The sequence below is a fragment of the Synechococcus sp. CCAP 1479/9 genome, from assembly GCF_019038535.1.
Classification (GTDB): domain Bacteria; phylum Cyanobacteriota; class Cyanobacteriia; order PCC-6307; family Cyanobiaceae; genus Cyanobium.
Genome location: NZ_JAFKRK010000001.1, coordinates 30386 through 55689 on the forward strand (window position 1 = coordinate 30386; position 25304 = coordinate 55689).

The 25304-nt window shown below is 69.0% G+C and carries 24 protein-coding genes and 2 tRNA genes; 13 read left to right on the forward strand and 13 right to left on the reverse strand.

All coding sequences use genetic code 11. From position 1 onward, the window contains the following. Nucleotides 1-31 precede the first annotated feature (31 nt). The 8 genes from KUG38_RS00160 (at nt 32) to KUG38_RS00195 (ending at nt 9534) form a co-directional block, all read left to right on the forward strand. Nucleotides 32-1990 (forward strand): hypothetical protein, encoded by a 1959-nt coding sequence (locus tag KUG38_RS00160; protein WP_216918497.1) that lies wholly within the window; start codon nt 32-34, stop codon nt 1988-1990. Beyond that, the gene (locus tag KUG38_RS00165) at nt 1987-2316 is read left to right on the forward strand and encodes a hypothetical protein (RefSeq protein ID WP_216918498.1); all 330 of its coding nucleotides are present in this window, start codon (nt 1987-1989) and stop codon (nt 2314-2316) included. Before KUG38_RS00160 ends, KUG38_RS00165 begins: the two co-directional genes overlap by 4 nt. A 350-nt stretch (nt 2317-2666) precedes the next feature. Then, nucleotides 2667-3545, forward strand: a complete 879-nt coding sequence (locus KUG38_RS00170; RefSeq protein ID WP_353617665.1) for a class I SAM-dependent methyltransferase — start codon at nt 2667-2669, stop codon at nt 3543-3545. Between the two features lie 416 nt (nt 3546-3961). Further along, nucleotides 3962-5716 (forward strand): glycosyltransferase, encoded by a 1755-nt coding sequence (locus KUG38_RS00175; protein ID WP_216918500.1) that lies wholly within the window; start codon nt 3962-3964, stop codon nt 5714-5716. Beyond that, nucleotides 5713-7011, forward strand: a complete 1299-nt coding sequence (locus tag KUG38_RS00180; protein WP_216918501.1) for a glycosyltransferase — start codon at nt 5713-5715, stop codon at nt 7009-7011. The genes KUG38_RS00175 and KUG38_RS00180 overlap by 4 nt, the downstream gene beginning before the upstream one ends. Beyond that, nucleotides 7008-7703 (forward strand): hypothetical protein, encoded by a 696-nt coding sequence (locus KUG38_RS00185; RefSeq protein ID WP_216918502.1) that lies wholly within the window; start codon nt 7008-7010, stop codon nt 7701-7703. Before KUG38_RS00180 ends, KUG38_RS00185 begins: the two co-directional genes overlap by 4 nt. Nucleotides 7704-7744: 41 nt before the next feature. Continuing rightward, entirely contained in the window at nt 7745-8623 is an 879-nt protein-coding gene (locus KUG38_RS00190; RefSeq protein WP_216918503.1) for a polysaccharide pyruvyl transferase family protein, read from the forward strand. Nucleotides 8624-8664: 41 nt separating this feature from the next. Next, a complete protein-coding gene (locus tag KUG38_RS00195) occupies nt 8665-9534 on the forward strand; it encodes a beta-1,6-N-acetylglucosaminyltransferase (protein WP_216918504.1) in 870 nt (289 codons plus the stop codon). A 20-nt stretch (nt 9535-9554) separates the two neighbouring features. Here the strand turns inward: KUG38_RS00195 and KUG38_RS00200 are convergent, their stop codons facing one another. Genes KUG38_RS00200 through polA form a run of 5 tightly spaced genes read right to left on the reverse strand, consistent with a single transcriptional unit; the run spans nt 9555 to nt 17408 of the window. After that, complete coding sequence (locus tag KUG38_RS00200) at nt 9555-10802, reverse strand: hypothetical protein (protein ID WP_216918505.1); 1248 nt, start codon at nt 10800-10802, stop codon at nt 9555-9557. Between the two features lie 4 nt (nt 10803-10806). Beyond that, complete coding sequence (gene cysS / locus KUG38_RS00205) at nt 10807-12306, reverse strand: cysteine--tRNA ligase (protein WP_216918506.1); 1500 nt, start codon at nt 12304-12306, stop codon at nt 10807-10809. Beyond that, nucleotides 12303-13466 carry a dTDP-glucose 4,6-dehydratase gene (gene rfbB, locus KUG38_RS00210; protein ID WP_216918507.1) on the reverse strand — a complete coding sequence of 388 codons (1164 nt, stop codon included), beginning with the start codon at nt 13464-13466 and terminating at the stop codon, nt 12303-12305. The genes cysS and rfbB overlap by 4 nt, the downstream gene beginning before the upstream one ends. 29 nt (nt 13467-13495) lie before the next feature. Then, on the reverse strand, nt 13496-14395 hold the full coding sequence (gene rfbD / locus KUG38_RS00215) for a dTDP-4-dehydrorhamnose reductase (RefSeq protein WP_216918508.1): 900 nt from the start codon (nt 14393-14395) through the stop codon (nt 13496-13498). Between the two features lie 43 nt (nt 14396-14438). After that, on the reverse strand, nt 14439-17408 hold the full coding sequence (polA, locus tag KUG38_RS00220) for a DNA polymerase I (protein WP_216918509.1): 2970 nt from the start codon (nt 17406-17408) through the stop codon (nt 14439-14441). A gap of 62 nt (nt 17409-17470) precedes the next feature. Here polA and KUG38_RS00225 point away from each other — a divergent pair, with 62 nt between their 5' ends. Together KUG38_RS00225 and KUG38_RS00230 are read left to right on the forward strand one after the other, a co-directional pair. Then, a complete protein-coding gene (locus KUG38_RS00225; RefSeq protein WP_216918510.1) occupies nt 17471-18070 on the forward strand; it encodes a DUF1643 domain-containing protein in 600 nt (199 codons plus the stop codon). Beyond that, nucleotides 18028-18270, forward strand: a complete 243-nt coding sequence (locus KUG38_RS00230) for a hypothetical protein (protein WP_190612129.1) — start codon at nt 18028-18030, stop codon at nt 18268-18270. Before KUG38_RS00225 ends, KUG38_RS00230 begins: the two co-directional genes overlap by 43 nt. A 32-nt stretch (nt 18271-18302) precedes the next feature. Here KUG38_RS00230 and gltX read toward each other — a convergent pair whose 3' ends face one another. The 6 genes from gltX to KUG38_RS00260 form a co-directional block, all read right to left on the reverse strand. Next, nucleotides 18303-19745, reverse strand: coding sequence for a glutamate--tRNA ligase (gene gltX, locus KUG38_RS00235; RefSeq protein WP_216918511.1), 1443 nt, complete (start codon nt 19743-19745; stop codon nt 18303-18305). A 24-nt stretch (nt 19746-19769) separates the two neighbouring features. After that, a tRNA-Asp gene (locus KUG38_RS00240) sits at nt 19770-19843 on the reverse strand. 238 nt (nt 19844-20081) lie between these two features. Continuing rightward, nucleotides 20082-20270: an SH3 domain-containing protein gene (locus tag KUG38_RS00245; protein ID WP_006043540.1), complete on the reverse strand. Its 189-nt coding sequence runs from the start codon at nt 20268-20270 to the stop codon at nt 20082-20084. A gap of 36 nt (nt 20271-20306) precedes the next feature. Further along, a tRNA-Trp gene (locus KUG38_RS00250) sits at nt 20307-20379 on the reverse strand. Between the two features lie 66 nt (nt 20380-20445). Then, nucleotides 20446-20922 carry a 50S ribosomal protein L19 gene (gene rplS, locus KUG38_RS00255; RefSeq protein ID WP_286195451.1) on the reverse strand — a complete coding sequence of 159 codons (477 nt, stop codon included), beginning with the start codon at nt 20920-20922 and terminating at the stop codon, nt 20446-20448. Nucleotides 20923-20964: 42 nt separating this feature from the next. After that, entirely contained in the window at nt 20965-21246 is a 282-nt protein-coding gene (locus tag KUG38_RS00260) for a peptidase (RefSeq protein WP_190612165.1), read from the reverse strand. A 143-nt stretch (nt 21247-21389) separates the two neighbouring features. Between KUG38_RS00260 and map the strand changes: the two genes are divergently transcribed. After that, a complete protein-coding gene (gene map, locus KUG38_RS00265) occupies nt 21390-22250 on the forward strand; it encodes a type I methionyl aminopeptidase (RefSeq protein WP_216918512.1) in 861 nt (286 codons plus the stop codon). A gap of 27 nt (nt 22251-22277) precedes the next feature. Here the strand turns inward: map and KUG38_RS00270 are convergent, their stop codons facing one another. Further along, on the reverse strand, nt 22278-23009 hold the full coding sequence (locus tag KUG38_RS00270; RefSeq protein WP_216918513.1) for an NAD-dependent epimerase/dehydratase family protein: 732 nt from the start codon (nt 23007-23009) through the stop codon (nt 22278-22280). 63 nt (nt 23010-23072) lie between these two features. Between KUG38_RS00270 and KUG38_RS00275 the strand changes: the two genes are divergently transcribed. Beyond that, nucleotides 23073-24179 (forward strand): phosphotransacetylase family protein, encoded by a 1107-nt coding sequence (locus tag KUG38_RS00275; protein ID WP_216918514.1) that lies wholly within the window; start codon nt 23073-23075, stop codon nt 24177-24179. Nucleotides 24180-24218: 39 nt separating this feature from the next. Then, entirely contained in the window at nt 24219-24731 is a 513-nt protein-coding gene (locus tag KUG38_RS00280) for a DNA recombination-mediator protein A (RefSeq protein ID WP_094583973.1), read from the forward strand. Nucleotides 24732-24757: 26 nt separating this feature from the next. Here the strand turns inward: KUG38_RS00280 and KUG38_RS00285 are convergent, their stop codons facing one another. After that, entirely contained in the window at nt 24758-25207 is a 450-nt protein-coding gene (locus KUG38_RS00285; RefSeq protein WP_216918515.1) for an NfeD family protein, read from the reverse strand. Nucleotides 25208-25304 lie beyond the last annotated feature (97 nt).

The window sequence follows — 25304 nt, forward strand, 5'->3', positions numbered from 1 at the left end:
TTGCCGCCCTACCGCTTTGTCTCGTGCCGCCATGGACAGCGCTGGCGGCGATGGCGGTGAGGCTGGTGTCTGGGTGCCGCTGCGGGTGCTGCGGCAGCTGGATCTGTCCCCTGCCGCACACCATCGACTGATCGCGACCTTGCGCTCGGAAACGGCAGGGGGGGCTCCGGGAGACCCCCTGCTGACGGAGCTGACCGAGCTGGGCGCGGCGGCCCTGCGGGAGGCGCTCGAGCGGCGGGATGGGGAGGCGGCCCTGGCCGCCCACGACCCCCTGCTGGAGCACGTGATCGAGCTGGCGGCGGCGCGGCCGGCGGTGGCGGTGGTGCTGTGGCAGCGCTACGGGGATCTGCTGGGCCAGCTGACGGTGCAGGTCCATGGGCAGGTGATTCCCCGCGATGGCCAGACGCCGGACTTCGGGGCCGCCGAACGGGCCGGCGACGGGGCGCTCTGCCTGCGGATGGCGGAGGTGCTGGAGCGGGCGGCACCCCACCCCTGGCCCGTGCCCGACTGGCTGCCCGTGCTGGAGCAGCAGCTGGTGCAGCACGGTGCCCTGGCTTTCCAGCAGCGGATCGGCACCGATGGGGCCGCCGCCGGGCCCTGCCTGGATCTGTTCCTGCGGCTGAGCCGGCTGCTGGATCCCCTGCCGGACTGGGTCGCCGTGGGGTGCCAGAGCGCCATGGCCCGGGTGATCGAGGGGCTGCCGGACGCCGGCGGGATCAGCGCCAGCGAACTGGCCCTGCTGGTGGCAAGGGTGGGTCGGCTGCCGGTGGCGGCGGAACGGCGCCGGGCCTTCGAGGCGGCGCTGCTGCGGGCGCGCTTCAGCCTGGAGCTGCTGCAGCAGGGCCGCGGAGCGGCGGGCGGCGCCCCCAGCGAGGTGCTGGAGGCGGAGTGGCTCGACGATGACGACGACGGGGGTGGCGCCGCTGCGGCGCTGCCGCCCCTGCGACTGGTGGCGACGGCGGCGGATCCGTCGCAGGAGCGGGACGTGTTTTCCCTGGCGCCCTTCCTCACGGGCGACGGGGAGGGGGCGACCGGCGCCCTGGAGGCGTTTCTGGAGCCCTGGCAGAACAGCGGCCGGCAGGCCGGCCATCCGATCGCCAGCCTGGTGGAGAGCCTGGGGGAGGGTGGGCCACCGCCGGGCAACGACGCGTTGATGGTTCTGCGGCGGGCGGCGGCGCTCTGGCAGGAGCGGCTGGGGGCGCAGGTGGGGCCGCTGCCGGCGGTGGAGTGGCGCCCCGGCGCCCTGGTGGTGGAGCTGGACCCGCTGGAGCTGATGGTGCTGCGTCACGCCGCAGGGGCCGCCGAACCCCTGGAGGAGGCGCTGGCCGAGTTGCGGCGCCGCCACCACGACGACGACTTCTGGGCCGCGGCGGTCCCAGCGGCCGCGAGCGCGACCGAGGCGGTCGCGGCCCAGCCCGGGGCGCTGGAGGTGCTGGGGCGCTTCCAGCTGGAGGCCGGTTTCTACGCGACCACCCAGGCACCCCTCGACAGCCTGCGCCACTGGGCCCGGCCGGCGTTGCAGGCCCTGTTGCAGGCCCAGGTGTGGAGTGCGGATGTCGCGACCCAGGGCCTCTGGCTGCCCTGGGAGCTGCAGGGCCGGCCGGGCCGGCTGCGCCAACCCCCCCAGGGTTCCGCCTTGCTGGAGCTCCTCGGCGGAGCCGAGGTGGTGCTGGTGGGGCAAGGCTGCGAGGCGCTGCAGGAGGCCCACCGGGCCGGCCGCCTGTTTGCGGGCGGGGCCTTCGGTCTGCGCTGTCTGGAGGTGCCGGAGAGCCGCCACCCCCACCGGCCGGCGGCCGGTTTCGAGCACAGCCTGGAGCGGCTGCTGGCGGACGTGGAGGCGCTCCACCGGGAGCGTCCGTTCACGGTGCTGCTGGCGACCGGTGGGGCCTATCGCCTGCCCCTGGCCCAGGCCATCGGCAGCCGGTTCGGGGTGCTGGCGGTGGCCGTGACCTCCCCCCTGGTGGGGTGGCTGGAGGGCCGCCGATCATGAATGAGCCAACCAGCAGCGACCCAACCGGCATGACCACCGACTGGCAGGCGGTGATCGCGGCCCACCCGCTGGAGAGTCACGATCCGGGGGAGTGGCTGCGCTACGGGGTGGCCCTCAGCCAGCGGATCGAACCCTCAGCCCAGGAGCGGCAGCAGCAGCAGCAGGCGGGGCTGGCCTTCGCCCACGCCGAAGGGCTGGGGGCGACGAAGGAGGCTGTGGCCCTGAGCCAGCGTCAGGCGACCCTGCTCAGCCTGGCGGAGGGCCTGGAGCTGGCCGGGGCCCCAGCGGCGGCGGACGCGCTGCGGCGCCGTGCCGGTTGGGGATGACGGCCGGATCGGGGTCGAGCCCGGCGAGCCATGCCCGATGGGGTTGACCGGGCCAGCGGCGTTCGGGCTGTGAGTGGTTCCGGGTTGTGTACAGCCTGTACAGATTCGCGTGATGCCAACGCGAGACAGGCCTGCGCCTGTGAGGCGGGTGTGGTCGCCAACGCCCGCCTCCGATCGGCTGCTCAGCCCACGCAATCGGTCAGCCCCCCTCAGGTGGTCGGGCCCGGCATCAGACGACAGAGCGGTTGATGCCGGGGAGGACGGACAGGCCCAGCAAAGCCAAGAACGGGATGATGGCGCCGCCGGCCACCCCTCCCTAGCCTTCAGCCCATACTGGCGAAAGAGCCTTGGTGCAGGCCGGAATCCGCCCGCAGCTCATGCCCGGCGAGAAGGTGCTCGCCCTGCACGATCTGCAGCGCAGCTACACCAGCTTCGAGGCGTTTCGGCCGGAGCTCGCCGACCTGCTCCAGCAGGGAAGTCTGCTGGGCGAGTGCGTCGCGGTGACGCAGACCCTGGGACTGCTCGAACCCCTCACGGGCGAGCACATCCCGCCGGAGGCGCTGCAGATCCAGGGGCCGAACTATCGGGAATCCCTGGTGGCCAACGGCCTGCTGAGCCGCAACCGGGCCGTGCTTCGGGTGCTGGAGCAGGCCTGCGGATCCCTGGACGCCCTGGCCCGGCAGGAGGTGTACCTGGCGGAGGCGCTCAGCGGCCTCGCCCTGTGGCTGCAGCGCCGGCTGGGGTCGGGCTCGCTCGTCTGCAGCGAATACCTGGAGGGCGCGGAACTGGCCGGCAGCGATCTCCTGCACCAGGACCTCTGCGCCCTGTCGTTCCCGCAGGCCCGTTTCGACGTGGTGCTGTGCAACGAGCTGTTCGAGCACGTGCCCCAGCTGGAGGTCGCCTTCCGGGAGATCGCCCGGGTGCTGCGGCCTGGTGGGCGGCTGGTGGCCACCTGCCCGCTGGCCTTCGGTCAGCGGGAGTCGATCGTGAAGGCCCGGCACAACATGGAAACGGGTCTGCCGGAACTCATCGGGGAGCCCGAGCGGCATGGCGATCCGATCCGGCCGGTGGGCGGCTCGCTCGTGTATCGGATCCCGGGGTGGGAAGTGCTCGACCAGCTGCGGGCCGCCGGCTTCGCCGAGGCGCGGATTCACCACATGGCCAGCTGGAAGTACGGGGTGCTCGGATCCGATCTCCCTGGCGTGCTGGTGATCGAGGCCCTGCGGTAGAGCAGCAGCGGATCCGATCGCATCGGTTAACACGTCTCCCATGCAAGTTTAAGGGCTGGATCATCCTTCCAACATCCGATGAACCACCGGAAATAGGTGACGGCTCAGGCAGGATCGACTAGTGTAAATTTAGTTATCCATGCCAGCCATTCGTTGGTTTGTTCTGAGCTGTGCCTGTTGACTCGCCCGATCGCAAAGCACTTCAGATCAGTCTTTTGTGCAATCCTGGCTCCCTGAAGGATTGGGATCGTCTGGGTACCTTTTCGGGGCCCCATCGCATCAAGGATCAGCTTTCGGACCATTCATCAGTCCTGCAGGCTCCAGCACCCCTTGAGGCCTCGGGAACCCCAACGAAGTCGGAGTCAACGGCCAGTGCTTCGGCGACCCACGTCTTCATCGAGCCCGGCATCGAGCAGTTGAGTTCGGAGGCGATCTTCCGCAAGGCCAAGCAGCTGGTGGATGAAGACCAGTTCAGCCAGGCCATGGCACTCATCGATGACTGGATGGAATGCACGGTGCAGGACACGTCGGATCCGATGCTGGCGTTCATCCGCGCCCACGCCTACCGCCAGAGTGGACGCACCGAAGAGGCGCTGGCGATCCTGCGGCCGTTCCGCGGGCAGGCGACCAGCCCGTGGATTCCCTTCGAGCTGGGTCTGATCCACAAGGCCCTGGGCCAGCCCGATGAGGCCTACCTCTGCTTCCGTGAGGCCAGGGGGATCCAGCCCAGCTTCACCTGGGCCTCGATCGAGGCCGACCGCACCACCGCGGAGGGCGATGTTCCCCTCGGCCGCCTCGATGCGATCACGGCCCAGGTCTGCGAGACCGGGGCCGCCGTTGATGTGCACCTGGACCGCAGCCTGCGCTGTGGCTCCCTGCTGCTGCTGATCGGCTGGTGCCGGGAGGCCTTCGGCAGCGGCAGCCTGTTCCGGCTGAGCGACCCGCTGATGCCCGGCGCCCATGCCGTGGGATCGGCCACCTTCTATCACCGCCCCGATGTGTGCCAGGCCCTGGGCCTGCCGGAGCATCAGCGCCACGGCTTTGCCGCCCTGATCGACTGTTCCGGCTTCCGGCGCTGGTCGGAACTGGGCCGGCTGCCACTGATCGTGGAACCCGAAGGGGACGAGAAGGCACGCGCCACCTCGGTGGAACTCTGCCTGGCGGAGGTGGCGGAGGAAACCAGCGCCCCGCGCTTCTTCGAAGCGGCGCTCGGTGTGTTCCGGGTCTCGATCGACAGCGGCAACCGCTGGCCGGACTCCCTGCGCCTGTTCACACCCCAGACGGCGGTGGCGGCATCCGGGCTGTTCGCCCGCCACGTGGCCGCCGAACGGGACGACGTGGAGGTCCACTGGCTGACGCGCACACCCCTGGATCAGCCGCCCGTGGCCTCGGTGATCTTTGTCCAGCTGGGCTCCTTCCTGGCTGCCAAGCCGGCCATCCTGCAGCTGGCGAAATCCGGCTTGCCCCTGGAGTTGATCGTCGTCAACAATTCACCCGAGCTGTTCTCGGAAACCTTCCACATCCTCGATCGCTTTGCCGACATTCGTCCCAACCTGCGGATCGGCATCCTGAACCGGGCCACGAACCTCGGCTTCTCTGCCGGATGCAATCTCGGGGCGCAGCATGCCAGCGGTGAATGCCTGCTGTTCCACAACAACGACCTGTTCGCGGATTCCGTGGGGGATTATCAGCAGCTGATCGGCCGGGCGCTGGGCGAACCGAATGCCATCCATAGCGCCTTCCAGTACTTCACCGATGGCACCCTGATGCAGGAGGGTCTCACGGCCACCCGCCTCACCACTGCCAAGGCCGGAGCGATTCCGCTGTTCAATGGCTTCTCGGTGGGCCGCAATCAGACGCGGGCCGAAGTGATCGCTTGCTCCGGATCCCTGATGGCGATCAGCGCGCCGTTATTCCATCACCTGGGAGGGTTCAGCGAGGAGATCGTGTATGCCCATTTCGAGGATTTCGATCTCTGCCTCCGGGCGCGACAGGAGGGCATCCCCGTGCGGGTTTGGGATGACATCACCTTCTATCACGCGGAAGGTACGGGATCGGTGGCGCCGTATCACCTCAGCGGCACCACCAGTCATATCAATCGGCTGCTGTTTTCCCTGAAATGGCGGCGGGTTCTTGAGGGAATGGAGTTGCCGGTGGAGTATTCGCTATGAGCCGCTACGATCTGGTGATTCTTAGCCTGTTCCACCCCAAGGTGGTGCCTGGCGGTGCACAGCAGTGCGCCTATGACCTGTTCCTCAATCTGCGCAAATACTCGGATCTCAGGGTGTGCTTCATTGGTGCCACCTCCCCCCAGACGAACCTCCATACCAAGGCTTCGGCCTATCTGCGTAAGGTGCCGGGAGCGGAAGATGAATACTATTTTTTCACCGGTGAATACGACTATTTCTGGCATAACTGCGTCGATTCCCGGGCGATCAAAGACCTGACCCTGTTCCTGCGAAAGCTCGAGCCCCGCTCTATTTTCCTTTCCCACTACATGCACGTCGGCATCGATCTGCTGGGGCTGCTTCGCTTTGCCCTTCCTGAGGTGCACATCAGTGTGGGACTGCATGAAATGCTGTTTGCCTGTCTGGCCGATGGCCAGATGGTCAAGAAGACGAACGGTGGTCTGTGCAGCAAGGCCGAGCCGGAACTCTGTGCCATGTGCTTCCCCCACATCAGCGCCGACACCTTCATGGCCCGGCATAAGTACAACGTCGACCTGCTCCAGATGGCCGACAGCTACATCGTCCCGGCCAGGCATCTCGGTGGTGTGCTGGTGAAGGAGATGGGCATTGATGCAGAGCGTGTACATGTGATCAACCATCCGATCGACCTGGAGCGTTACCCGGCGGAGGCGCCAGTTCCGGATGCCTCGGATCAGAAGCCGATCCGTTTCGGGTTCTTCGGCCAGTTCGTCGACAACAAGGGGATCCATGTGCTGCTGAAGGCCGGTGATCTGCTCAACCGCAGCCAGCCCCTGCGTCCCTTCCAGATCGTCATCAATGGCGGCAACAAGAACTTCGCCTCCGGCGACTACCAGAGAAAGGTGGATGCGCTGATCAGCGACAGCCATGCCTGGGACCATGGCGAGGTGGTGGAACTGGGGGGCTACACCCATGATGAGTTGATCCGCCGCATGGCCGGCGTGGATGTGGTGGTGGTGCCTTCCACCTGGCCCGAAGTCTTCGGCCTGGTGGTGACCGAAGCCTTTGCCTGCTACAAGCCGGTGATCGCCGCCTCCATCGGTGGTCTGGCGGAGCGGGTGCAGCACGGTGTGGATGGCTTCAACTTCGTGGCCAGGGACTCCTCCGATCTGGCCGCCAAGATGGCGCTGTTTCTGGAGATGGAGCAGGACAGGTATCTGGCCATGGCCCACGCCGCCCATCAGACCGCCAGCCGCCTGAATCCACGTCGGGCTCTGCAGAGTTACGGCAAGGCCCTTGCGCTTGGAGTGGCGGCATGATTCACCTCACGGTGGCCCAGCCGATGGGGATTGACTCGGTGTTTTTCAGCTTCATCCAGCGCCTGGCTCTTCAGAACGGCCATGGCTGTGTGGATCCTCCGGCGCAGCAGTTGGATGAACCCGATCCGGGTGCCTGGATCGAAGGGATGAAAAGCAGCCGTCAGCATCATTTCGTGATTGGCTATCGTTATCCTCCTCCCTATTGGAAGCGGTTGGTCGAGAGTGCCAGCTCGATTTGCCTGCTTGCCGATCCGGATGGAATCAGCAGGCAGGTGGAAAGTCTGCAAGGCAGTTTCATTCCGGATCAGACGGCTGGCCAGTCGAATCCTGCCGGAACGGATTGGCAGGCAGGGATTGGCATGATCCGTACGGCGCTGGATGCCACCATTGAGTTGGCTGAATGCATTGTCTCTGCGGGACAGACCCCCACGCAGATCATTCCGCATGCCACGGCCTTCTTTCAGCACTCCAGTGCGGCGTTCCAACGCCTTGAGAGCTTCTATCTGCAATCCGGCGTTTCGATCGAAACCTCCTGCTGGAGAAGCTTCAGTGAGGAAGCCCAACCCCTGATCAGGCAGCTGTCGCCCCCTGTCGATTCCGTTCGCCGGGAGTTGCATCGCCTGTTGGTGTTGAAGGAAGCCACCCCTTCGAGGCTTGAGGCCCTGGCCATCCTGTTTGGCCACGGTGATTGATCTGACCAGAGCCACTCCAGAGCCATTCGCACGCTTCCCCCATGACGTCTCTTCTCGCTCCAAGCCAGGTCATTCAGGCCATCGTGGAGACCTATGGGAATGCACGCTATGCCTTCGAACCGAACGGGGGGAATCTGGGTGACATCCTGATTTCCGCAGGCTGCATCTGTGCTCTGGACCAAAGTGGTGTGCAGTGGTCGATGCTCAATGGCAGGCCATTGGATTCTCCCAGCTTTGATGTGTTGATCTACGGAGGTGGTGGCAATCTGGTGCCAAACTATGACGGTGCGGCCCAGTTTCTCAAGAAGGCGGCCGCCTCCGGCAAACCCGTCGTCATCCTCCCCCACACCATCCGATCGCATCCCGATCTTCTCGGTGCCATGACCAGTGGCATCATCTTTTGTCGTGATCAGGCCAGTTGCGACTTCGCCAGTTCTCACACAGGGATCCCCGTCCACTTTGCCGCTGACATGGCCACCGCTGTGGACATGACCCAGTTCGGACTTAACAGCATCGCTCCATTGAGGGCAGCGGCCAGGTCTGCGTGTCCGCCGGGGGCCTACGTTCTCAAGGCCCTGCGCATGGACTCTGAGAGCCAGCATCAGGCGGGCTCCCTGCCGCCAGATAACGTTGATCTGTCTGTGGTTGTCGGTGCCGTGGGAAGTGTGAAGTCTTCGATCCTGACGCAAGCCTCCCTGTTCCTTTCAACGCTTTCCCTGTTTGACTCGGTTGTCAGCGATCGCCTGCATGTTGTTATTGGTCGCCTGCTCACGAAGGGCCCTGTGCATGCCATCGAAAACAACTACGGCAAGTTGAATGCTGTGCTGAGACCGATCCTGGATCGGGGCCTGCTGCCGCCCGATCTCGTCACATTCCACTCCGATTACGCTAGCTACCTGACCGCTAACCAGCCGGCGTAGCGGATGGGATTGGTTGCCATCTCCGTCATCCCCCTTGGTCCATGTCTGTTGCGATTCTGGTGTTGGCCCATGGCTGTCCGAGCACCCTTGCGGCGACGTCCAGAGCCCTTTCGGCCTCGCCGGAGATCTCCCTGTTCGTCCATGTCGATGCCAAGGCGGATCTGGCTGCCTACCGCAAGGGGCTGGGCGATGAGCTGCCTGACAACATCACCCTGTGCGAGTCCCGAACCGATGTCTACTGGGCCGGCTTTTCCATGGTCGAAGCCACCTTCAGCCTTCTGAAACTCGCCCTGGAGACGTCGGATGCCGGTTTCTTTGCCCTGATCTCGGATGATTCCTATCCCCTCCTCAAAGCTGATCGGTTGGTGGCGAGTATCGAGGGCAGCGGGCTGCCCCGCATCAACACCTGGAGAGTTCCAGACGACCATCTCTTCCGCCAGCGCTACGACAAGTTCTTTTATATGGATTCCAAATTCAGCAACCCCCGATGGTTCCTGAATGAGCAGCGATCCGTTGGCGAGGCCGAACTGGAGGAGCTGAATCGGCTGCGCGCCATCATGACCTATGGCAAGCACCCGTTGCCGGATCTTTACTGTGGCAAGCAATGGTGGGTTCTCCCCAGGAAGGAATGCGAAACGATCCTGGCGTTGCATACGTCCAATCGGCTGCTGCGTGACTCCTTTCGGTACTCGGCTGTGCCTGATGAAACCTATGTTCAGACCCTGTTCCGATTGAGTTTCCCCGCGGCTGAGGTGTTGCCCCACCCGATGTTCGATGACTTCGCCAGAGATCCCAAGCCCTATGTCTTCACGTCCGTGGAGGAGCTCAGGGAACAGGATCTCGCCGATCGGTTGTTCGCCCGAAAGGTGCTGTTCGGCTCTGACGACGAGTACAGGGACCTGCTGAACTGATGCCTGCCCGGTGCTGGCGTTCACCCGCCGCCATCACCATCCAACACCTGCAGGCTGAACTGGGGCGCCAGTGACGCCCGTGCCCAGGCCGCCACGACCTCGGCACCGCTCCACACCACCAGCTCCACCAGATCGCCGATCCGCTGGCCCGCCCGGCCCTCCTGCGGCTGCTCCATCTGCAGGGCGTGGGGCTTCAGGGCCTCCGCCGTCCAGGGCTGCTCCATGGCGGCGCGTTCCAGCTCCAGCGGTGGACCGTCCAGCACCAGGGGGAACACGCGCAGCCGTGCCTCGCCGGCGATGGAGAACGACACGCGCCAGCCGCTTCCCGGCTCCAGCAGCGCATAGAGGGGAACCCCCGGCACCAGCCGGCCGCTCAGGCGCCGGTGCGGCCGTCCGTGGTTGTGGGGTTCGCCGATTTCCTCCGCCAGATGGCGGATCGCCTCGGGCACCCGGGCGGGGTCGGCGGCGCGGAAGAACTGCTGGTCCGGGAAGCCGATCGCATCGGCCATCGCCCGCCCGTACACCTCCGCCTGGGCCCGGACGTCGAAGTCTCCCTGGGCGAAGAACTGCCGCGCTGCCTGAAAGCTGCCCTCCAGGCCCCGCTCGCCGTGCAGGTGGAAATAGAGGCAGTTGTAGAAGCCGAACTTGATGCTGGCCCCATAGGCGCTGCGCACGGTGGTGAGATGGGCGCCGCCGCAGAGGGCCTCCGGCAGGAAGTCCTCGCTGGCCACCGCCGCCTGCTCCACCCCCACCAGCCAGAGGTAGTTGAGGTGGCGCTCGGCCGTGATCGCCCCGCGCTTGAAGGCGAACGGTTTGCGGGCCACCAGGGGGCTGCCCGGCTTGCCGCACACCAGATTCAGGTAGGTGAAATTGACGCAGTCGAAGCTGGCCACCACCGCCGGGCTGGCCCAGAAGCGCTCCACCGCCGCCCGATCCAGCAGCAGCAGTTCATCGGCATCCACCGACAGCACCACATCGCCGGTCGCCAGCCCGTAGCCGTGGATCCGCTTCTCCCGCTCGCCCGCAAACACGCCGTGGTGGTAGTGGATCGGCACCCCCAGCCGCCGGGCGAGCCCGGCGAACAGCCCGGCGGCCCGCTGGCTGGGCTGCTCCAGATCCCGGCCCACCAGGGGCTCGAGCAGCTCGCGGGTGAACTGGAAGGGCCCGTCGTTCACCACGATCTCGTCGACCCAGGCGAGCCGCTCCACCACCCGCTCGATGAAATCGAAGTCCTCGAAGAACTGGATCACCACCGAGACGCTGGCCATCGGCTCAGCTCCGCACCCAGTCGGTCACGCCGCCGGGCCGGTCGATCAGCTCGATGCCTTCGGCGGCCAGCTCGGCCCGGATGCGGTCGGCGGTGGCGAAATCGCGGCCGGCCTTGGCGGCCCGGCGCTCCTCGATCCGCTGCTGGATCGCCGTCTCCGCTTCCGCCGCCTCGGCCGGGGTGCCCTCCGCTGCGGCGCTCGCCGCCTCCGCCTCCAGCCCCAGCACCCCGGCCAGCTCCAGGAGCAGCCGCCAGCGGGGCTCCAGCTCCGCCGTCTCACCGGCGGCTTCGGCGTCGCTCCCCCCCCGTTCCAGCCGGTTGGCCAGGGCCCGCAACGGCCGGGCCAGTTCGAACAGCACCGCCAGGGCCGCCGAGGTGTTGAGGTCGTCGTCCATGGCGGCGGCGAAGCGCTCCCGGACCCCGGCCAGCGGGCCGGCGGCCTCGCGCTCCGGCTCCGGGCCGTTCACGGCTGCCGCCGTGGGCCCCCAGCCGAGGGTCGCCCCGTGGCGGCCCCCCAGGCCGAGGGCGGCGTCCAGCCCCTTCCAGCCGGTGGCGGCCGCCGCCAGGGCCTCGGCGGTGAAGTCGAGCGGCTTGCGGTAGTGGGCCTGCAGCACGAACAGCCGCAGGGTCATCGGGCTGACGCCGCTCTCCAGCAAGGCGCGGATCGTGGTGAAGTTGCCCAGCGACTTGGACATCTTCTCGCCGCCCACGTTGACCATGCCGTTGTGCAGCCACCAGCGGGCCAGGGGCTGGCCGCTGGCCGCCTCCGACTGGGCGATCTCGTTCTCGTGGTGGGGAAAGATCAGATCGGCACCACCCAGATGGATGTCGATCGTGGTGCCCAGCTCCTCGCGCACCATCGCCGAGCATTCGATGTGCCAGCCGGGCCGGCCTGCGCCCCAGGGCGAGGGGAAGCTGGGTTCGCCCGGCTTGGCCCCCTTCCAGAGGGCGAAATCGAAGGGGTGGCGCTTGCGGGCCTCCTCCGCCTCGTTCGTGCGGCCGCTGGCCCCTTCCTGCTGCTCCTCCAGCGTGCGGCCGCTGAGCTTGCCGTAGCCGGCCTGCCGCATCACGGCGAAGTACACGTCGCCATCGGCCGAATAGGCCGCCCCCTTGGCCTCCAGCTCGCCGATCAGCGCACGGATCGCGTCCAGGCTGCGGGTGGCCCGGGGCATCCGGTCGGGGGGAAGGATGTGCAGGGCGGCCATGTCGGCCTGGAAGGCGGCGATGTTGCGCTCGCTCACCACCTCCATGGAGCTGCCCTCCTCCTCGGCCCGCTTGAGAATCTTGTCGTCGATGTCGGTGAAGTTCTGGACGAAAGTGACGGCGTAGCCGCTCCAGACCAGATACCGCCGCAGCACGTCCCAGACGATGTAGCTCCGGGCGTGGCCCAGGTGGCAGAGGTCGTAGACCGTGACGCCGCAGCAGTAGATCGACACCCTTCCCGGCTGCAGCGGCTCGAACGGCTCGCAGGTGCGGGTGAGGGTGTTGGTGAGCCGCAGGGTCAATGGCCCGCTCCCGCCACTGCTCCGGCGCCAGCACCCGCGTGGCCAAGGCGGCCGCCGCCGTAGCCGGCCCGGCTGCGCACGTTGGCGCACCAGTCGTCGTGCTCCAGGTACCACTGCACCGTTTCCCTCAGGCCCTGCTGGAAGTCGTGGCGGGGCTGCCAGCCCAGTTCGGTGCTGATCCGCTGCGGGTCGATGGCATAGCGCCGGTCGTGGCCCGGCCGGTCGGCCACCGGGGTGATCAGGCCGGCGTGGGGGGCACCGTCGGGCCGCAGCTCGTCGAGCAGGGCGCAGATGGCGTGCACCACCTCCTTGTTGGTTCGTTCGCCGTGACCACCGACGCAGTAGCTGCGGCCCACCTCGCCGCTGGTGGCGGCCAGCAGCAGGGCCTCGACGTGGTCCTCCACGTAGAGCCAGTCGCGCACGTTGGCCCCGTCGCCGTAGAGGGGGATCGGCTCTCCGGCGGCGGCCTTGAGGATCACCACCGGGATCAGCTTCTCGGGGAACTGCCAGGGCCCGTAGTTGTTGCTGCAGTTGGTCAGGACCACCGGCAGCCCGAAGGTGTGGTGCCAGGCCTGGACCAGGTGGTCGCTGCCCGCCTTGCTGGCCGAGTAGGGGCTGCGCGGGTCGTAGGGGGTGGTCTCGGAGAACCGGCCCGTGGCCCCCAGGGAGCCGAACACCTCATCGGTGCTGATGTGGTGGAACCGGAACAGCTCCCGCCGCTCCGCTGGCAGCCCCTCCCAGTGGGCCCGCACCGCCTGAAGCAGGTGGTAGGTGCCCATCACGTTGCTGACCAGGAAGGCGCCCGGATCGTCGATCGAGCGGTCGACGTGGCTTTCGGCGGCCAGGTGCAGCACCAGGTCCGGATCGGCCTGCCGCACCGCGGCTGCGGTGGCCTCCGCGTCGGCCAGGTCCACCTGCAGCAGCCGGTGCCGCGGTCCGTCGGCCCGCTCCGCCGCCGGTCCCAGCGCCGCGATCGTGTTGTAGATGCCCAGCAGGTCGCTGGCGTAGCCCATCTTGTCGAGGTTGAACACCGTCGCGGTGCTGTCCTGCAGCAGCCGCCGCACCAGCGCCCCGCCGATGAAGCCCGCGCCGCCGGTCACCAGGATGCGGCGACGGCCGGCAAGCAGCAGCGGCAGGTCGAGGGAGGGGTACGGATCCATCGGTGTGGGGCGAGACGGGGTCGGAGTGTTCAGGCCTGGGGCAGGGGAATCCGCGCCAGCACCTCGGCGAGGGCGGCCTGCCAGTGTTGCCCCTCCAGGTCCAGGGCGTGCCGGGTGGTGGTGCCATCCAGCAGGGAATAGGAGGGGCGACGGGCCGGGGTGGGGTAGTCGGCGGTGGTGATCGGCAGCACCCGGGCCGGGGTGTAGATCAGCCCCCGCGCCGCCGCCAGCATCCCGATGGCCACGGCGAAGTCGTACCAGCTGGCGGCACCGCAGTCGCTCCAGTGGTGGCGCCCGCTCACCCCCCGGCCGATCACCCGCCAGCAGGCCTGGGCCAGGCCGGCCGTGGCCGTGGGGCAGCCCACCTGGTCGGCCACCACCTTGAGGGGCTCGCCGGCGGCGGCTTTCGCCCGGTGCAGGCGCAGCATGGTGAGGCAGAAGTTGGCCCCCACCGGCCCGTACACCCAGCTGGTGCGCAGCAGACAGAGGCGATCGGCGCCCAGGGCGGCCGCCGCCCGCCGTTCCCCCTCGGCCTTGGTGGCGCCGTAGACGCCCAGGGGGGCCAGGGCCTGCTCCGGGGCGTAGGGACGGCCCTGTTCACCGTCGAAGACGAAATCGGTGCTCACCTGCAGCAGCCGGCCGCCGGACTCGGCCAGGGCCTCGGCGAAGGCCCCGGGGGCGCCGGCGTTGACCGCTTCGGCCAGCTCCGGTTCGCTCTCGGCCCGGTCGACGGCGGTGTAGGCGCCGGCATTGAGCACCCAGTCGGGCCGGTGACGGTGCACCGCGGCGCGGCAGGCGGCCGGATCGGCCAGATCCAGGTCATCCCGTCCCATCGCGATCAGGTCGATACCGGCGGGGACGCTGGCCAGCAGGGCCTGTCCGAGCTGGCCGTGGCGGCCGGTCAGCAGCACCCGCACCGGTTCAGGCATCGATGGCGGAGGCAAAGCTCGCGCGCAGCCTACCTTCGCGTGGCTATTTCGCCTCCATCCAGTTGGGGCCGACGCCGGTGTCGACCGCCAGTGGCACCAGCAGTTGCACCGCCTGCTCCATGGTGCGGCGGGTGAGCTCCCGCACCTCCTCGAGCGCCTCCGGCGCCGCCTCCAGCACCAGTTCGTCGTGCACCTGCAGCAGCAGGCGGGCCGGCAGGCCGGCCTCGCTGAGCGCCCGTTGCAGGCTCACCATCGCCAGCTTGATGATGTCGGCGCTGGAGCCCTGGATCGGGGCGTTGGCGGCGGCCCGCAGTTGCTGGGCCTCCATGCCGCCGCGGCGGGCCACCTCCAGGTCAATGTCCAGCGGATCCTTGCCCAGCAGCCGGCCCAGGCCGCCGGGATCGAACTGGAACGGCCGCCGCCGCCCCAGGATCGTCTCCACGTAGCCGCGGCTGAGGGCCAGCCGCTCCTGCAGTTCCAGGTACAGGAACACCTTCGGGTAGCGCTGCTTGTAGAGGCTCAGGAACTCCTTGGCCCGGGCCTGGCCCATGCCGGTTTCCCGGGCCAGCCGCTGGGCCCCCATGCCGTAGATCACCCCGAAGTTGATCGTCTTGCCCAGACGCCGCTCCTCCGGTGTCACCGTGTCGGTCTCGAGCAGCAGCCGGGCGGTGAGGGCGTGGACGTCATCGCCTTCGTTGTAGGCCTGCACCAGCACCGGTTCTCCGGAGAGGTGGGTGAGGATGCGCAGCTCGATCTGGGAGTAGTCGGCGCTGATCATCCGCCAGCCCTCCTGGGGCAGGAAGGCCTTGCGGATGCGGCGGCTGAACTCGGTGCGGATGGGGATGTTCTGCAGGTTGGGGTTGCTGCTCGACAGCCGCCCGGTGGCGGTCACCGCCTGGTTGAAATCGGTGTGCACCCGCCCGGTCTCGGGTTCCACCAGGGCCGGCAACGCCTCCACGTAGGTGCTCAGCAGCTTGCTGAGGGTGCGGTGCTCCAGCACCAGCTTCACCACCGGATGGTCGTCCTCCAGCTTTTCCAGCACCGCCGCATCGGTGCTCCAGCCGGTCTTGGTGCGGCGCGATTTCTTGCGGTCGAGCCCCAGGGTGTCGAACAGCAGTTCCCCGAGTTGTTTGGGGGAGGCCAGGTTGAAGTCCACGCCCGCCGCCGCCTGGGCCTCCTGCTCCAGCCGGGCCAGGGTGGTGCTGAGCTCCACGGCCAGCTCCTTCAGGTAGGGCACGTCGATGCGGATGCCGGTGGCCTCCATCTGGGCCAGCACCGGCTCCAGGGGCAGCTCCACCTGCTGCAGCAACAGGGGCAGCTGGGGCCCCATCGCCGCCAGCTGCCGGCTCAGCACGGCGCCCAGGCGCCGGGTGAGGTGCACGTCCATGGCGCAGTAGAGCGCCGCAGCCTCGATCGGCACGTCGGCGAAGTTCTGACCCTTGGCCACCAGATCGCCGTAGGTCGTCGGCTGGAGGCCGAACTCCCGCGCCGCCATCGCCTCCAGGCCATGCTTGGCGTTGGCATCCCGCAGGTAGTCCGCCAGCAGGGTGTCCATCACCACACCGGCCAGGGGCAGCCCATGGCGCAGCAGGATCAGGCGGTCGTACTTGGCGTTCTGGAGCGCCTTGGGGTGCCCGGCGCTGGCCAGCCACGGCCCCAGGGCCAGCAGCACCGCGTCCAGGGGCAGCTGCTCCGGGGCCGGGGGGGGCGCGGTGAGCAGGTCGGCGGCCGGTGGGCTGTGGTGGCCGATGGGCACGTAGGCCAGATCCGCCAGCCCCTCCCCCCAGCAGAAGCCGATCCCCACCAGCTCCGCCTTGAAGGGATTGAGGGAGGTGGTCTCGGTGTCGAGGGCGACCGGTGCCGTCGGGTCGGTGCAGGCCATCAGCCGCTCGATCAGGGCGGCCAGGGCCTCGGGGGTGGTGACCAGCTCCGGGCGCAGGGCGGGCAGGGCCGGATCCCCCCCGTCCTCCGGGGAGACGGTGGCGTCCGGGGCCTCAGGCGCGGCCGCGGCTGGGGACGCCGGTGGGGCGGCGGCCGTTGCAGCAGCAGCGCCGGCGTCCGGGCCAGCGGCGGCGGCGGGTTCGGGAGGCTCCGAAGAGAACAGGCGGGCGAAGCCCTCGGTCTGCTTTACCAGGCTGAACAGCTCCAGCTCGGCCAGCCGGGCCCCCAGCCCCTCGCGGTCCACCCGCCCCAGGGCCAGGCGGGGCTCCTCGGGCAGGGGGATCTGCACCAGGATCTCCGCCAGCATCCGGGAGCGGAAGGCGTTCTCCCGGTCGGTCTCCAGCTTGGTTTTCAGGGCCCCCTTCTGCTCGTCGAGGGCGGCGTAGATGCCGTCCAGGTCGCCGTGGGCCTTGAGCAGGGCGAGGGCGGTCTTGGGCCCCACCCCCTTGACCCCGGGGATGTTGTCGGAGCTGTCGCCGGTGAGGGCCTTGAGGTCCACCACCCCTTCCGGCGGCACCCCCAGCTTCTCGATCACCTGGGCCCGGCGGATCTGGGTGGGGCCGCTGTTCTTGGCGTAGGGGCCGCCGCCCATGTAGAGCACGGCGATGTCGCGCTCGTCGTCCACGAGCTGGAACAGGTCGCGGTCGCCGGAGAGGATCCGCACCCGCCAGCCCTCGCCCGCCGCCCGGTTGGCCAGGGTGCCGAGCACGTCATCGGCCTCGTAGCCCGGCGCCATCGACAGGGGCAGGTCGAGGCAATCCCTGAGGATGGCCTGCAGGTTGGCCAGATCGGCGAAGAAGTGCTCCGGGGCCTCTTCCCGGTGGGCCTTGTAGGCGGCGTCCGCCTCGTGGCGGAAGGTGGGTTCGGCCGTGTCGAAGGCGATCACCACCCCCTGGGGCCCCAGGCCTTTGCAGTTGTCGAGCAGGGCCTTGAGGAAGCCGTAGGTGACGCTGGTGGGCACCCCGTCCTTGGTGGCCAGTCCCCCCTCACCGCCCTTGGCGAAGGCGTAGAAGCTGCGGAAGGCCAGGGAGTGGCCGTCCACGAGCAGCAACAGGGGCTTGTCCCGCTCCATGGCCGTTCCCGGGATCCGTCCGCCGTCCGCCACAGCCTGCCATCCGGCGGCCCGGATGCGCCGTGACGGCCACCGGCCGGGCCGCCTTCAGCCGCTGCCGCCAGTACCGCTGGTGGCTGGAGCGGGTGTGGGAGCCGCAGGGCGGCCGGCTGCTGTTCATCGGCCTCAACCCCTCCCGCGCCGACCATCGCCACGACGACCCCACCCTGCGGCGGCTGATGGCCTTCGCCGCCGGCTGGGGCTACGGCGGCCTGGAGGTGCTGAACCTGTTCGCCCGCATCAGCCCCCACCCGGCGGCCCTGGCCCTGGCGGCCGATCCGGTGGGCGCCGCCAACCCCGCCTGGATCCGGCGAAGGGTGCGGGCCGGCGAGCGGCGCAGCGGTTCCGCCCGGGCCGGTGCGCCGCCGCCGCTGATCTGGGTGGGCTGGGGCAACGGCGGCCGCCGTTCCGGCCAGGACGAACGGGTGCTGGAGCTGCTGGAACCCCACCGCTCCCGGCTGGTGTGTCTCGGCCTCACCGCCTCCGGCGCCCCGCTCCATCCCCTCTACCGGCCGGCCACAAGCCTGTTGCGGCCATTTGGGGCATCCTGTGGGCAGTCCGACGCCGCCGTCCGCGCCCCATGGCCCGCACCCCCCGCCGCTATGCCATCCACCTGTTCCTGAGTGGCGGCCACCACCAGGAGGTGCACTTCAACACCCTGGAGGACTTCCAGAACTGGTACGGCGGCGTGCTCAACGCGGCGGCCCTCGACACCTTCGTGAACGTGCCGATCAGCGACCTGACCAGCGAGTTCCTGGTGCTGCGGGCCGGCAGCGTCCAGGCGATCCGGGTGGAGCCGATCTACGGCGCCCTCGACGACTGAGGCCCAGAGGCCGTTCGTCAGAGCGCTGAGGATCAGAGCGCTGTGGCGATCCGTTCCCGGTCGCTGCCGAGACGGTGCAGCAGCAGCCAGGTGGTGAGCAGGTCGGGCCCCTTGAGGCTGCCCAGCAGGGCGGCCCGCAGGCCCTTCATCAGCACCCCTTTCTTGACGCCCGCCGCCGTGGCGGCGGCCCCCAGCAGCGCCTGGGCGGCTTCGGCCTCGAGCGGCCCCTCCGGCAACTGCTCCAGCAGGGCCGTCAGGGCGGCGCGGCTGGGGTCGTCGGCCCGCAGGGCCAGGGCTGCCTCGTCCGGCACCGGCGTCTCGAAGAAGGGGGCGGCCTGGTCGACCCCGTCCGCCAGCAGGCTGAGGGAGGGGCCGAGCAGGGCGCAGAGATCCTCCTGCCAGCCGGCGTCAGCAGCGGCGCCCTCGCCCCAGCCCCGGGCCTGCCAGAGGGGCAGCAGCCGCTGGCGCAGTTCGCCGGCCGACAGTCCGTGCAGCACCTGGGCATTGAGCCAGTTGAGCTTGTCCCAGTCGAAGCGCGCCCCGGCCCGGTTGACCCGCTCGAAGGAGAACACCGCCGCCGCCTGCTCGAGGCTGAAGCGCTCGCCGATGCCCTCCGGCGGCGACCAGCCCAGCAGGGTCATGTAGTTGACCAGGGCCTCGGCGGTGTAGCCCATGGCGCGGAAATCACCCACGGAGGTGACGCCGTCGCGCTTGGAGAGCTTGCGGCCCTCCTGGTTGAGGATCAACGGGGTGTGGGCGAACTGGGGCGGCGTCAGCCCCAGGGCGGCATAGAGCAGCAGCTGCTTGCCGGTGTTGGCGATGTGGTCCTCGCCGCGGATCACGTGGCTGATGGCCATGGCGGCGTCGTCCACCACCACCACCAGGTTGTAGAGGGGGTCGCCGATGGCATCGGCGGGCGCCCGGCGGGCGATCACCATGTCGCCGCCCAGGTCACTGCCGGCCCAGCGCATCTCGCCGCGCACCAGGTCGTTCCAGGTGATCGTGGCGCCGTCGTCGATGCGGAAGCGCACCACCGCTTCGCGTCCCTCGTCGATGTAGGCCTGCTGCTGCTCCGGGGTGAGATCCCGGTGCAGGTTGTCGTAGCGGGGGGCCCGGCCCTCGGCCTGCTGGCGCTCCCGCATCGCCGCCAGCTCGGCGTCACTGGCGAAGCAGCGGTAGGCGTGGCCGCCCTCAAGCAACTGCTCGATCGCGGCCCGGTGGGCCTCGATGCGCGCGCTCTGCACCACCGGCTCCTCGTCCCAGGTGAGGCCCAGCCAGCGCAGGCCATCGAGGATGTTCTCGGTGAATTCCGGTTTGGACCGTTCCCGGTCGGTGTCCTCGATGCGGAGCAGGAAGGCGCCCCCCAGGTGGCGGGCGAACAGCCAGTTGAACACCGCCGTGCGGGCGGTGCCGATGTGGAGGGTGCCGGTGGGGCTGGGGGCCAGCCGAACGCGTACGGGAACCGCTGCGGCCACGGAATCGGCTCCAGGTGGTGAGAACGGGACTGACGGGGCTCGAACCCGCAACTTCCGCCGTGACAGGGCGGTGCTCTAACCGATTGAACTACAGTCCCAGACCGACATTCGAGGCTCGATCCGCCCCGGGGGGTGGATGCGGCACCGATGGGCGATCACGACGGCGCGGACGCCGACCAAGGAAGTATCCATCGTCACCGGTCCCTCCGTCAACGCGGTTCGTCAACGGCGCCCTCGAAGGCTGGCAGGGGACGGGCCTGGTGACTGGGCGACACAAAAAGCCCCGTGCGGGGCACGGGGCTGGCGCTGACCAAAGGGGACGCCGAGGCGCTGGGCTCAGGGGCGGAAGCCAGCGGGTTCGATCAGACGCACCTGATTGCCACGGGCGGTGAACTCCCGCCCCTGGTCGCTCTGGACCACGACCCGACCTCCGGACTTGACCCGGATGACCCGGGCCCGGACCCAGCCAAGGGCGGCCGATTCCAGCACCTTGACCACATCACCGGGTTGTAGATCCAACTCCATGTTCGGAACCACGAGACTGCAAATGGGACCATCGAACGCGCCGTGGAGGACTTGAACCCCCGACATCAGGTTTTGGAGACCTGCGTTCTACCAACTGAACTAACGGCGCAAGGCCGATGGCCCCTGGAAAGCGTGAAAGGGAAACGCGGGCAATGAAATCCCGTGAAACCAGGCTTCAGCGATCGAAGCGCTGTTTGACGCGCGTGGCTTTACCCACCCGGTCACGAAGATAGAAGAGCTTCGCCCGACGCACCTTACCGCGCCGCTCCACCTTCACGGAAGCGACCTGGGGGCTGTGCAGCATGAAGACCCGCTCCACGCCGATGCCCTGGAAGATGCGGCGCACGGTGATGGTCTGGTTGAGGCCGCCGTGGCGCTTGGCGATCACCACGCCCTCGTAGGGCTGCACCCGCTCCTTGTTGCCCTCCCGGATGCGCACGCCCACCTTGACGGTGTCGCCCACGTAGATCTCGGGCAGGTCGCTCTTCAGCTGGGCCGCCTCGAACTCCTCGATCAGGGCACGGGCACTGAGCTTGCCGGTGGTGACAGTCACGGCGGCAGGGGCCGCCACGTCAGGGGTCTCCTGGTCCACGGTCTGCGGGTCCACCTCGGTGGATGGATCGGTGGTGGTCGGATCGGTCTCGGTTGCCATCCCTTTTCTCTGAGCGCCTGGCCAAACCAACACCTTACCGCCTCAGGTGACCCCCTTCCCCCCGCGCCGCCGCCAGCTCCGCTGCAGCCGCTCCCAGGCCATGGCGCCGCCGGTGACCAGCATCCACAGCAGCCCCAGGCCGTTGAGGAGCACGTAGAGCGTCTCCCCCACCTGGCCCAGCCAGCTCTGGAGCCATTCGCCCTCGTGCAGCACCATCAGCGGATGGACCTGGTCCCGGCTCAGCCCGCCCCAGTCCCGCAGCAGGCGGTAACCCACACCCGTGACGGCCGAGAGCAGCAGGGGCGCCAGCACCAGCGGCGCCATCCAGGCATGGGCCTGCCGCAGGCGGGCGCCCCAGGAGGGTGAGGCGGGCCGTGGGGGGGCGGCGGGGCTGGGGCTGGACACGGGGAAACGACGGCGGGAGGGACGCTATTGATAACTTGAATGTCCGGCCCGACTCCCATCGCATGAACCTGTTCGCCGATCTGCTGGCCAGCACCAACGGCGTCAAGGGCGGTGGCACCCCTCTCACCCAGGCCGGTCCCCGCATCCAGAAGGGCCGCCGTGGGGTGGAGGTGAAGTCGGCGCGGGAGATCGCGATCATGCGCCAGGCCTCCCGCATCGTGGCCACCGTGCTGCGGGAGATCATCGACATGGCCGCCCCGGGCATGACCACCGGCGACCTCGACCGCCACGCCGAGGCCCGCATCCGCGCCATGGGGGCCACCCCCAGCTTCAAGGGCTACCACGGCTTTCCGGCCAGCATCTGCGCCAGCATCAACGACGAAGTGGTGCACGGGATCCCCAGCGCCAAACGGGTGATCAAGGCCGGTGATCTGGTCAAGATCGACACCGGCGCCTACTTCGAGGGCTTCCACGGCGACAGCTGCGTCACCCTCTGCGTCGGCGAGGGGGTGCCGGAGGAGGCCCGCCGCCTCAGCCGGGTGGCCCAGGAATCCCTGATGAAGGGCCTGGCCACCGTGAAGGCCGGCAGCACCCTGCTGGAGCTGGCCGGTGCCGTCCAGGACCACGTCGAGGCCCATGGCTACGCGGTCGTCGAGGACTACACGGGCCACGGCGTGGGCCGCAACCTCCACGAGGAGCCCTCGGTGTTCAACTACCGCACCCGGGACCTGCCCAACATGCAGCTGCGGGCCGGCATGACCCTGGCGGTGGAGCCGATCCTCAACGCCGGCAGCAGGGCCTGCCGCACCCTCAAGGACCGCTGGACCGTGGTGACCGTGGACGGCAGCCTCTCGGCCCAGTGGGAGCACACCATCGTGGTCACCTCCGACGGCTGCGACATCCTCACCGACCGCGACTTCTAGGTCCGGCCGGCCCTGCCGCTGCGCCGTTCAGCGCCGCAGCAGCAGGCTCATGTAGGCCCAGCGCGTCAGGGTCGCCAGGGGCATCAGCACGAAGGTCAGCGGGTTCGGGGTGACGATGATCAGGCTGCAGTTCCAGTCGGCCTGCCGCAGGATCTCGCCCGCCACCCAGTCCGCGCCCATGACGCCGACGGGGTTGAGGGCCGAGCGGAACGGCCCCAGCACCAGGCGCCGCAGCCGCAGGGTCGGGGCGAGGGCCGGGGCCCGCAGGCTGAGCAGCTGGCCCAGCAGCCGTTTGCTGATCTCGTAGAGGGGGCTCACGGCCGGCTGAATCTCCGCTTCCGAGGTGTTCACCCACACCTCCGGCCGCCGGCGCCCGTCACGCTCCAAGGGCTCCCGTCGCTGCACCACGACGGCGAACAGCTCCAGCAGCCGCCAGGCGCTCAGGGCGTTGACCTCCAGGGAACGGCCGGTCGCCTCGGCGCCGCCATCACCATGGACATTGATGCCGTGGTTGATCACCAGCAGGTCCACCTCCTCGAGCAGGGAGTCCAGGGCAGCCTCCTGACCCACCTGCCAGTGCACCTGGCGCAGGGGGATCGGCTGCCCGTCCGGGCCTGCCAGCTGCAGCGGGGCCGGGCTGTGGGTGAGGGCGATCAGCCGGGCGCCGCGGCGGTGCCAGCGGCGCAGCAGGGCCTGGCCGAGGGCGCCGCTGGCACCGGTGACGGCCACGGTGAGCGCTTCGTTCGAGGGGTCCGGCATGGGCCTGCGGTGGTCGTGCTGCCTAGATTGCCCGGCACCTGCGGGTCCCGGCGAGGTCACACCATGTCCATCCCCCTGCTGATCGGCTCCTGTGAACCCTTCAGCGGCAAGTCGGCGGTGGTGCTGGGTCTGGGTCGCCAGCTCGCCCGCCAGGGCGTGCCGCTCGCCTTCGGCAAGCCGCTGGCCACCTGCATGGACGACCCCCTCGACGCCCCCACCGATGGGGCGCCGGGCAACCCGCTGCTGGACCCAGATGTGCGCTTCATCGGCGCCACCCTGGGGCTGGAGCCGGAGCAGCTGATCCCTTCGCTGCACGTGCTGGAGCCGGCGGCCGCCAAGGCCCGGCTGCTGGCCGGGGATCTGGCCCCGGGGGAGGGGCTGACGCTCCTGCAGCGGCGCATCCACGACGACGCCGAACGGCTGGTGCTGCTGGAGGGGGCCGGCAGCCTCAGCGAAGGTCAGCTCTACGGCCTGGGCCTGGTGCAGCTCGCCCAGGCCCTGCAGGCCCCGGTCCTGCTGGTGCACCCCTGGAGCGACAGCCGCAGCGTTGACGCCCTGCTGGAGGCCCGGCACCAGCTGGGTGACCTGCTGGCGGGTGTGGTGCTGAACGCCGTGCTGCCCGAGGTGGTGCCGGAGGTGCGGGAGGCGGTGCTGCCGGCCCTGGAGCGGCTGGGGATCCCGGTGCTGGGCGTGATGCCCCGCAGCCCCCTGCTGCGCAGCGTCACGGTGGAGGAGCTGGCCCGCCGGCTCGAGGCCACCGTGCTCTGCTGCCACGACGGCCTCGACCTGCTGGTGGAGACCCTCTCGATCGGCGCCATGAACGTCAATTCGGCGATGGAGTTCTTCCGGCGCCGCCGCAACATGGCTGTGGTGACGGGTGCTGACCGCACCGACATCCAGCTGGCGGCCCTGGAGGCCTCCACCCAGTGCCTGATCCTCACCGGCGCCGGTGAGCCGCTGCCCCAGCTGATCAGCCGGGCCGAGGAGCTGGAGGTGCCGGTGCTCAAGGTCGACCACGACACCCTCACCACCGTCGAGGTGATCGACGCCGCCATCGGCCATGTGCGGCTGCACGAAGCGGTGAAGGCCACCTATGCGATCCGGCTGGTCGAAGAGAACTGCCACTTCGATCGGCTGTTCGGCCGGCTGCGGCTGGCGGTCCATGCCTGAGGGCGCTGCTAGTTTCAGTTCGTTGGTTGTCGATAACGGGTGACCCGGTCCCTAGATCTTCCGGCCCTGGACCGGATCGATACACTCGCCCAGGAGCTGGCCATGCTCCAGGACCGGGGCAAACGCAGAATCGCCTTCCTCGGCAGCCGCCATGTGCCGGTGGTGTCGATCCATCTGGTGGAGCTGGTGGCCCGCTCCCTGGCCCAGGAGGGCCACAACCTGATCACGTCCGGTGCCCAGGGGGTCAATGCGGCCGTGATCCGCAGCGTGCTGGAGGTGGATCCGGCCCGGCTCACCGTGCTGCTGCCCCAGAGCCTCGAGCGCCAGCCGGGCGAATCCCGCAGCCAGCTGGAGCGGGTGCTGCACCTGGTGGAGAAGCCTGAGAACGACGAGCTGCCCCTGCCGATGGCCAGCAGCCTCTGCAACCAGGAGATCATCAACCGCTGCGACCAGCTGATCTGCTACGCCTTCCACGACAGCGAGACCCTGCTCTCCAGCTGTCGCACCGCCGAGGATATGGGCAAGGTGGTCAGCCTGATGTTCTTCGACTGAGCCGCCGGTTTCGGTCCAGCCGGGCTTCAGCCCAGCAGGTTTTCCTGGCGGGGCAGCACCTGCAGCCGCGTTCCCTCCCGGCCCATCACCGTCACCTGGGCGCCGGGGGGCAGGAGCTGGTCGGGGGCCAGGTTCTGGGCGGCCCAGCTCTGGCCCTGCCAGCGCACCCGGCCCTCGCCGCTGGCATCGAAGGCCGTGGTCACCTCTGCCAGTTCGGCGCGGGCGCCGGGGGGGATGGTGCGGGCCTGGCGGCGGGCCGACCAGCGCCGCAGCCAGACGTAGCCCGTGCCGACCAGCACGGCGAAGAGGAGCAGCTGGGCCAGGGGCGGCACCACCGGCGCCAGGATGGCGACGAGGGTGAGCAGCAGGGCCGCCACGGCAGCGATCAGCAGCAGGCCGTCGCCGTCGGCGCCCACCAGCTCCAGCAGCAGCAGCACCCCCGCCAGGGCGAGCCAGAGGATCGGGGGTGCGGGCATCGGCGGCGGGCTCAGGGGCGGAGACGGAGCAACAACGAAACCAACGGGAAGGTTGGCCGTCGCCCCCATCCTGCCTAGCGTGGCGCCAGTGAAGAAG

What these genes read in the sequence shown, in the direction of transcription:
- KUG38_RS00275 (WP_216918514.1), top strand. Translation starts at nt 23,073, where the DNA reads ATGTCCATCCCCCTGCTGATCGGCTCCTGTGAACCCTTCAGCGGCAAG.
- rfbB (WP_216918507.1), bottom strand. Translation starts at nt 13,466, where the DNA reads ATGGATCCGTACCCCTCCCTCGACCTGCCGCTGCTGCTTGCCGGCCGT.
- KUG38_RS00160 (WP_216918497.1), top strand. Translation starts at nt 32, where the DNA reads ATGGACAGCGCTGGCGGCGATGGCGGTGAGGCTGGTGTCTGGGTGCCG.
- KUG38_RS00245 (WP_006043540.1), bottom strand. Translation starts at nt 20,270, where the DNA reads ATGGAGTTGGATCTACAACCCGGTGATGTGGTCAAGGTGCTGGAATCG.
- rplS (WP_286195451.1), bottom strand. Translation starts at nt 20,922, where the DNA reads ATGGCAACCGAGACCGATCCGACCACCACCGATCCATCCACCGAGGTG.
- KUG38_RS00195 (WP_216918504.1), top strand. Translation starts at nt 8,665, where the DNA reads ATGTCTGTTGCGATTCTGGTGTTGGCCCATGGCTGTCCGAGCACCCTT.
- KUG38_RS00180 (WP_216918501.1), top strand. Translation starts at nt 5,713, where the DNA reads ATGAGCCGCTACGATCTGGTGATTCTTAGCCTGTTCCACCCCAAGGTG.
- KUG38_RS00285 (WP_216918515.1), bottom strand. Translation starts at nt 25,207, where the DNA reads ATGCCCGCACCCCCGATCCTCTGGCTCGCCCTGGCGGGGGTGCTGCTG.
- KUG38_RS00185 (WP_216918502.1), top strand. Translation starts at nt 7,008, where the DNA reads ATGATTCACCTCACGGTGGCCCAGCCGATGGGGATTGACTCGGTGTTT.
- KUG38_RS00200 (WP_216918505.1), bottom strand. Translation starts at nt 10,802, where the DNA reads ATGGCCAGCGTCTCGGTGGTGATCCAGTTCTTCGAGGACTTCGATTTC.
- KUG38_RS00165 (WP_216918498.1), top strand. Translation starts at nt 1,987, where the DNA reads ATGAATGAGCCAACCAGCAGCGACCCAACCGGCATGACCACCGACTGG.
- KUG38_RS00270 (WP_216918513.1), bottom strand. Translation starts at nt 23,009, where the DNA reads ATGCCGGACCCCTCGAACGAAGCGCTCACCGTGGCCGTCACCGGTGCC.
- KUG38_RS00260 (WP_190612165.1), bottom strand. Translation starts at nt 21,246, where the DNA reads ATGGCGCCGCTGGTGCTGGCGCCCCTGCTGCTCTCGGCCGTCACGGGT.
- polA (WP_216918509.1), bottom strand. Translation starts at nt 17,408, where the DNA reads ATGGAGCGGGACAAGCCCCTGTTGCTGCTCGTGGACGGCCACTCCCTG.
- rfbD (WP_216918508.1), bottom strand. Translation starts at nt 14,395, where the DNA reads ATGCCTGAACCGGTGCGGGTGCTGCTGACCGGCCGCCACGGCCAGCTC.
- KUG38_RS00230 (WP_190612129.1), top strand. Translation starts at nt 18,028, where the DNA reads ATGGCCCGCACCCCCCGCCGCTATGCCATCCACCTGTTCCTGAGTGGC.
- KUG38_RS00190 (WP_216918503.1), top strand. Translation starts at nt 7,745, where the DNA reads ATGACGTCTCTTCTCGCTCCAAGCCAGGTCATTCAGGCCATCGTGGAG.
- map (WP_216918512.1), top strand. Translation starts at nt 21,390, where the DNA reads ATGAACCTGTTCGCCGATCTGCTGGCCAGCACCAACGGCGTCAAGGGC.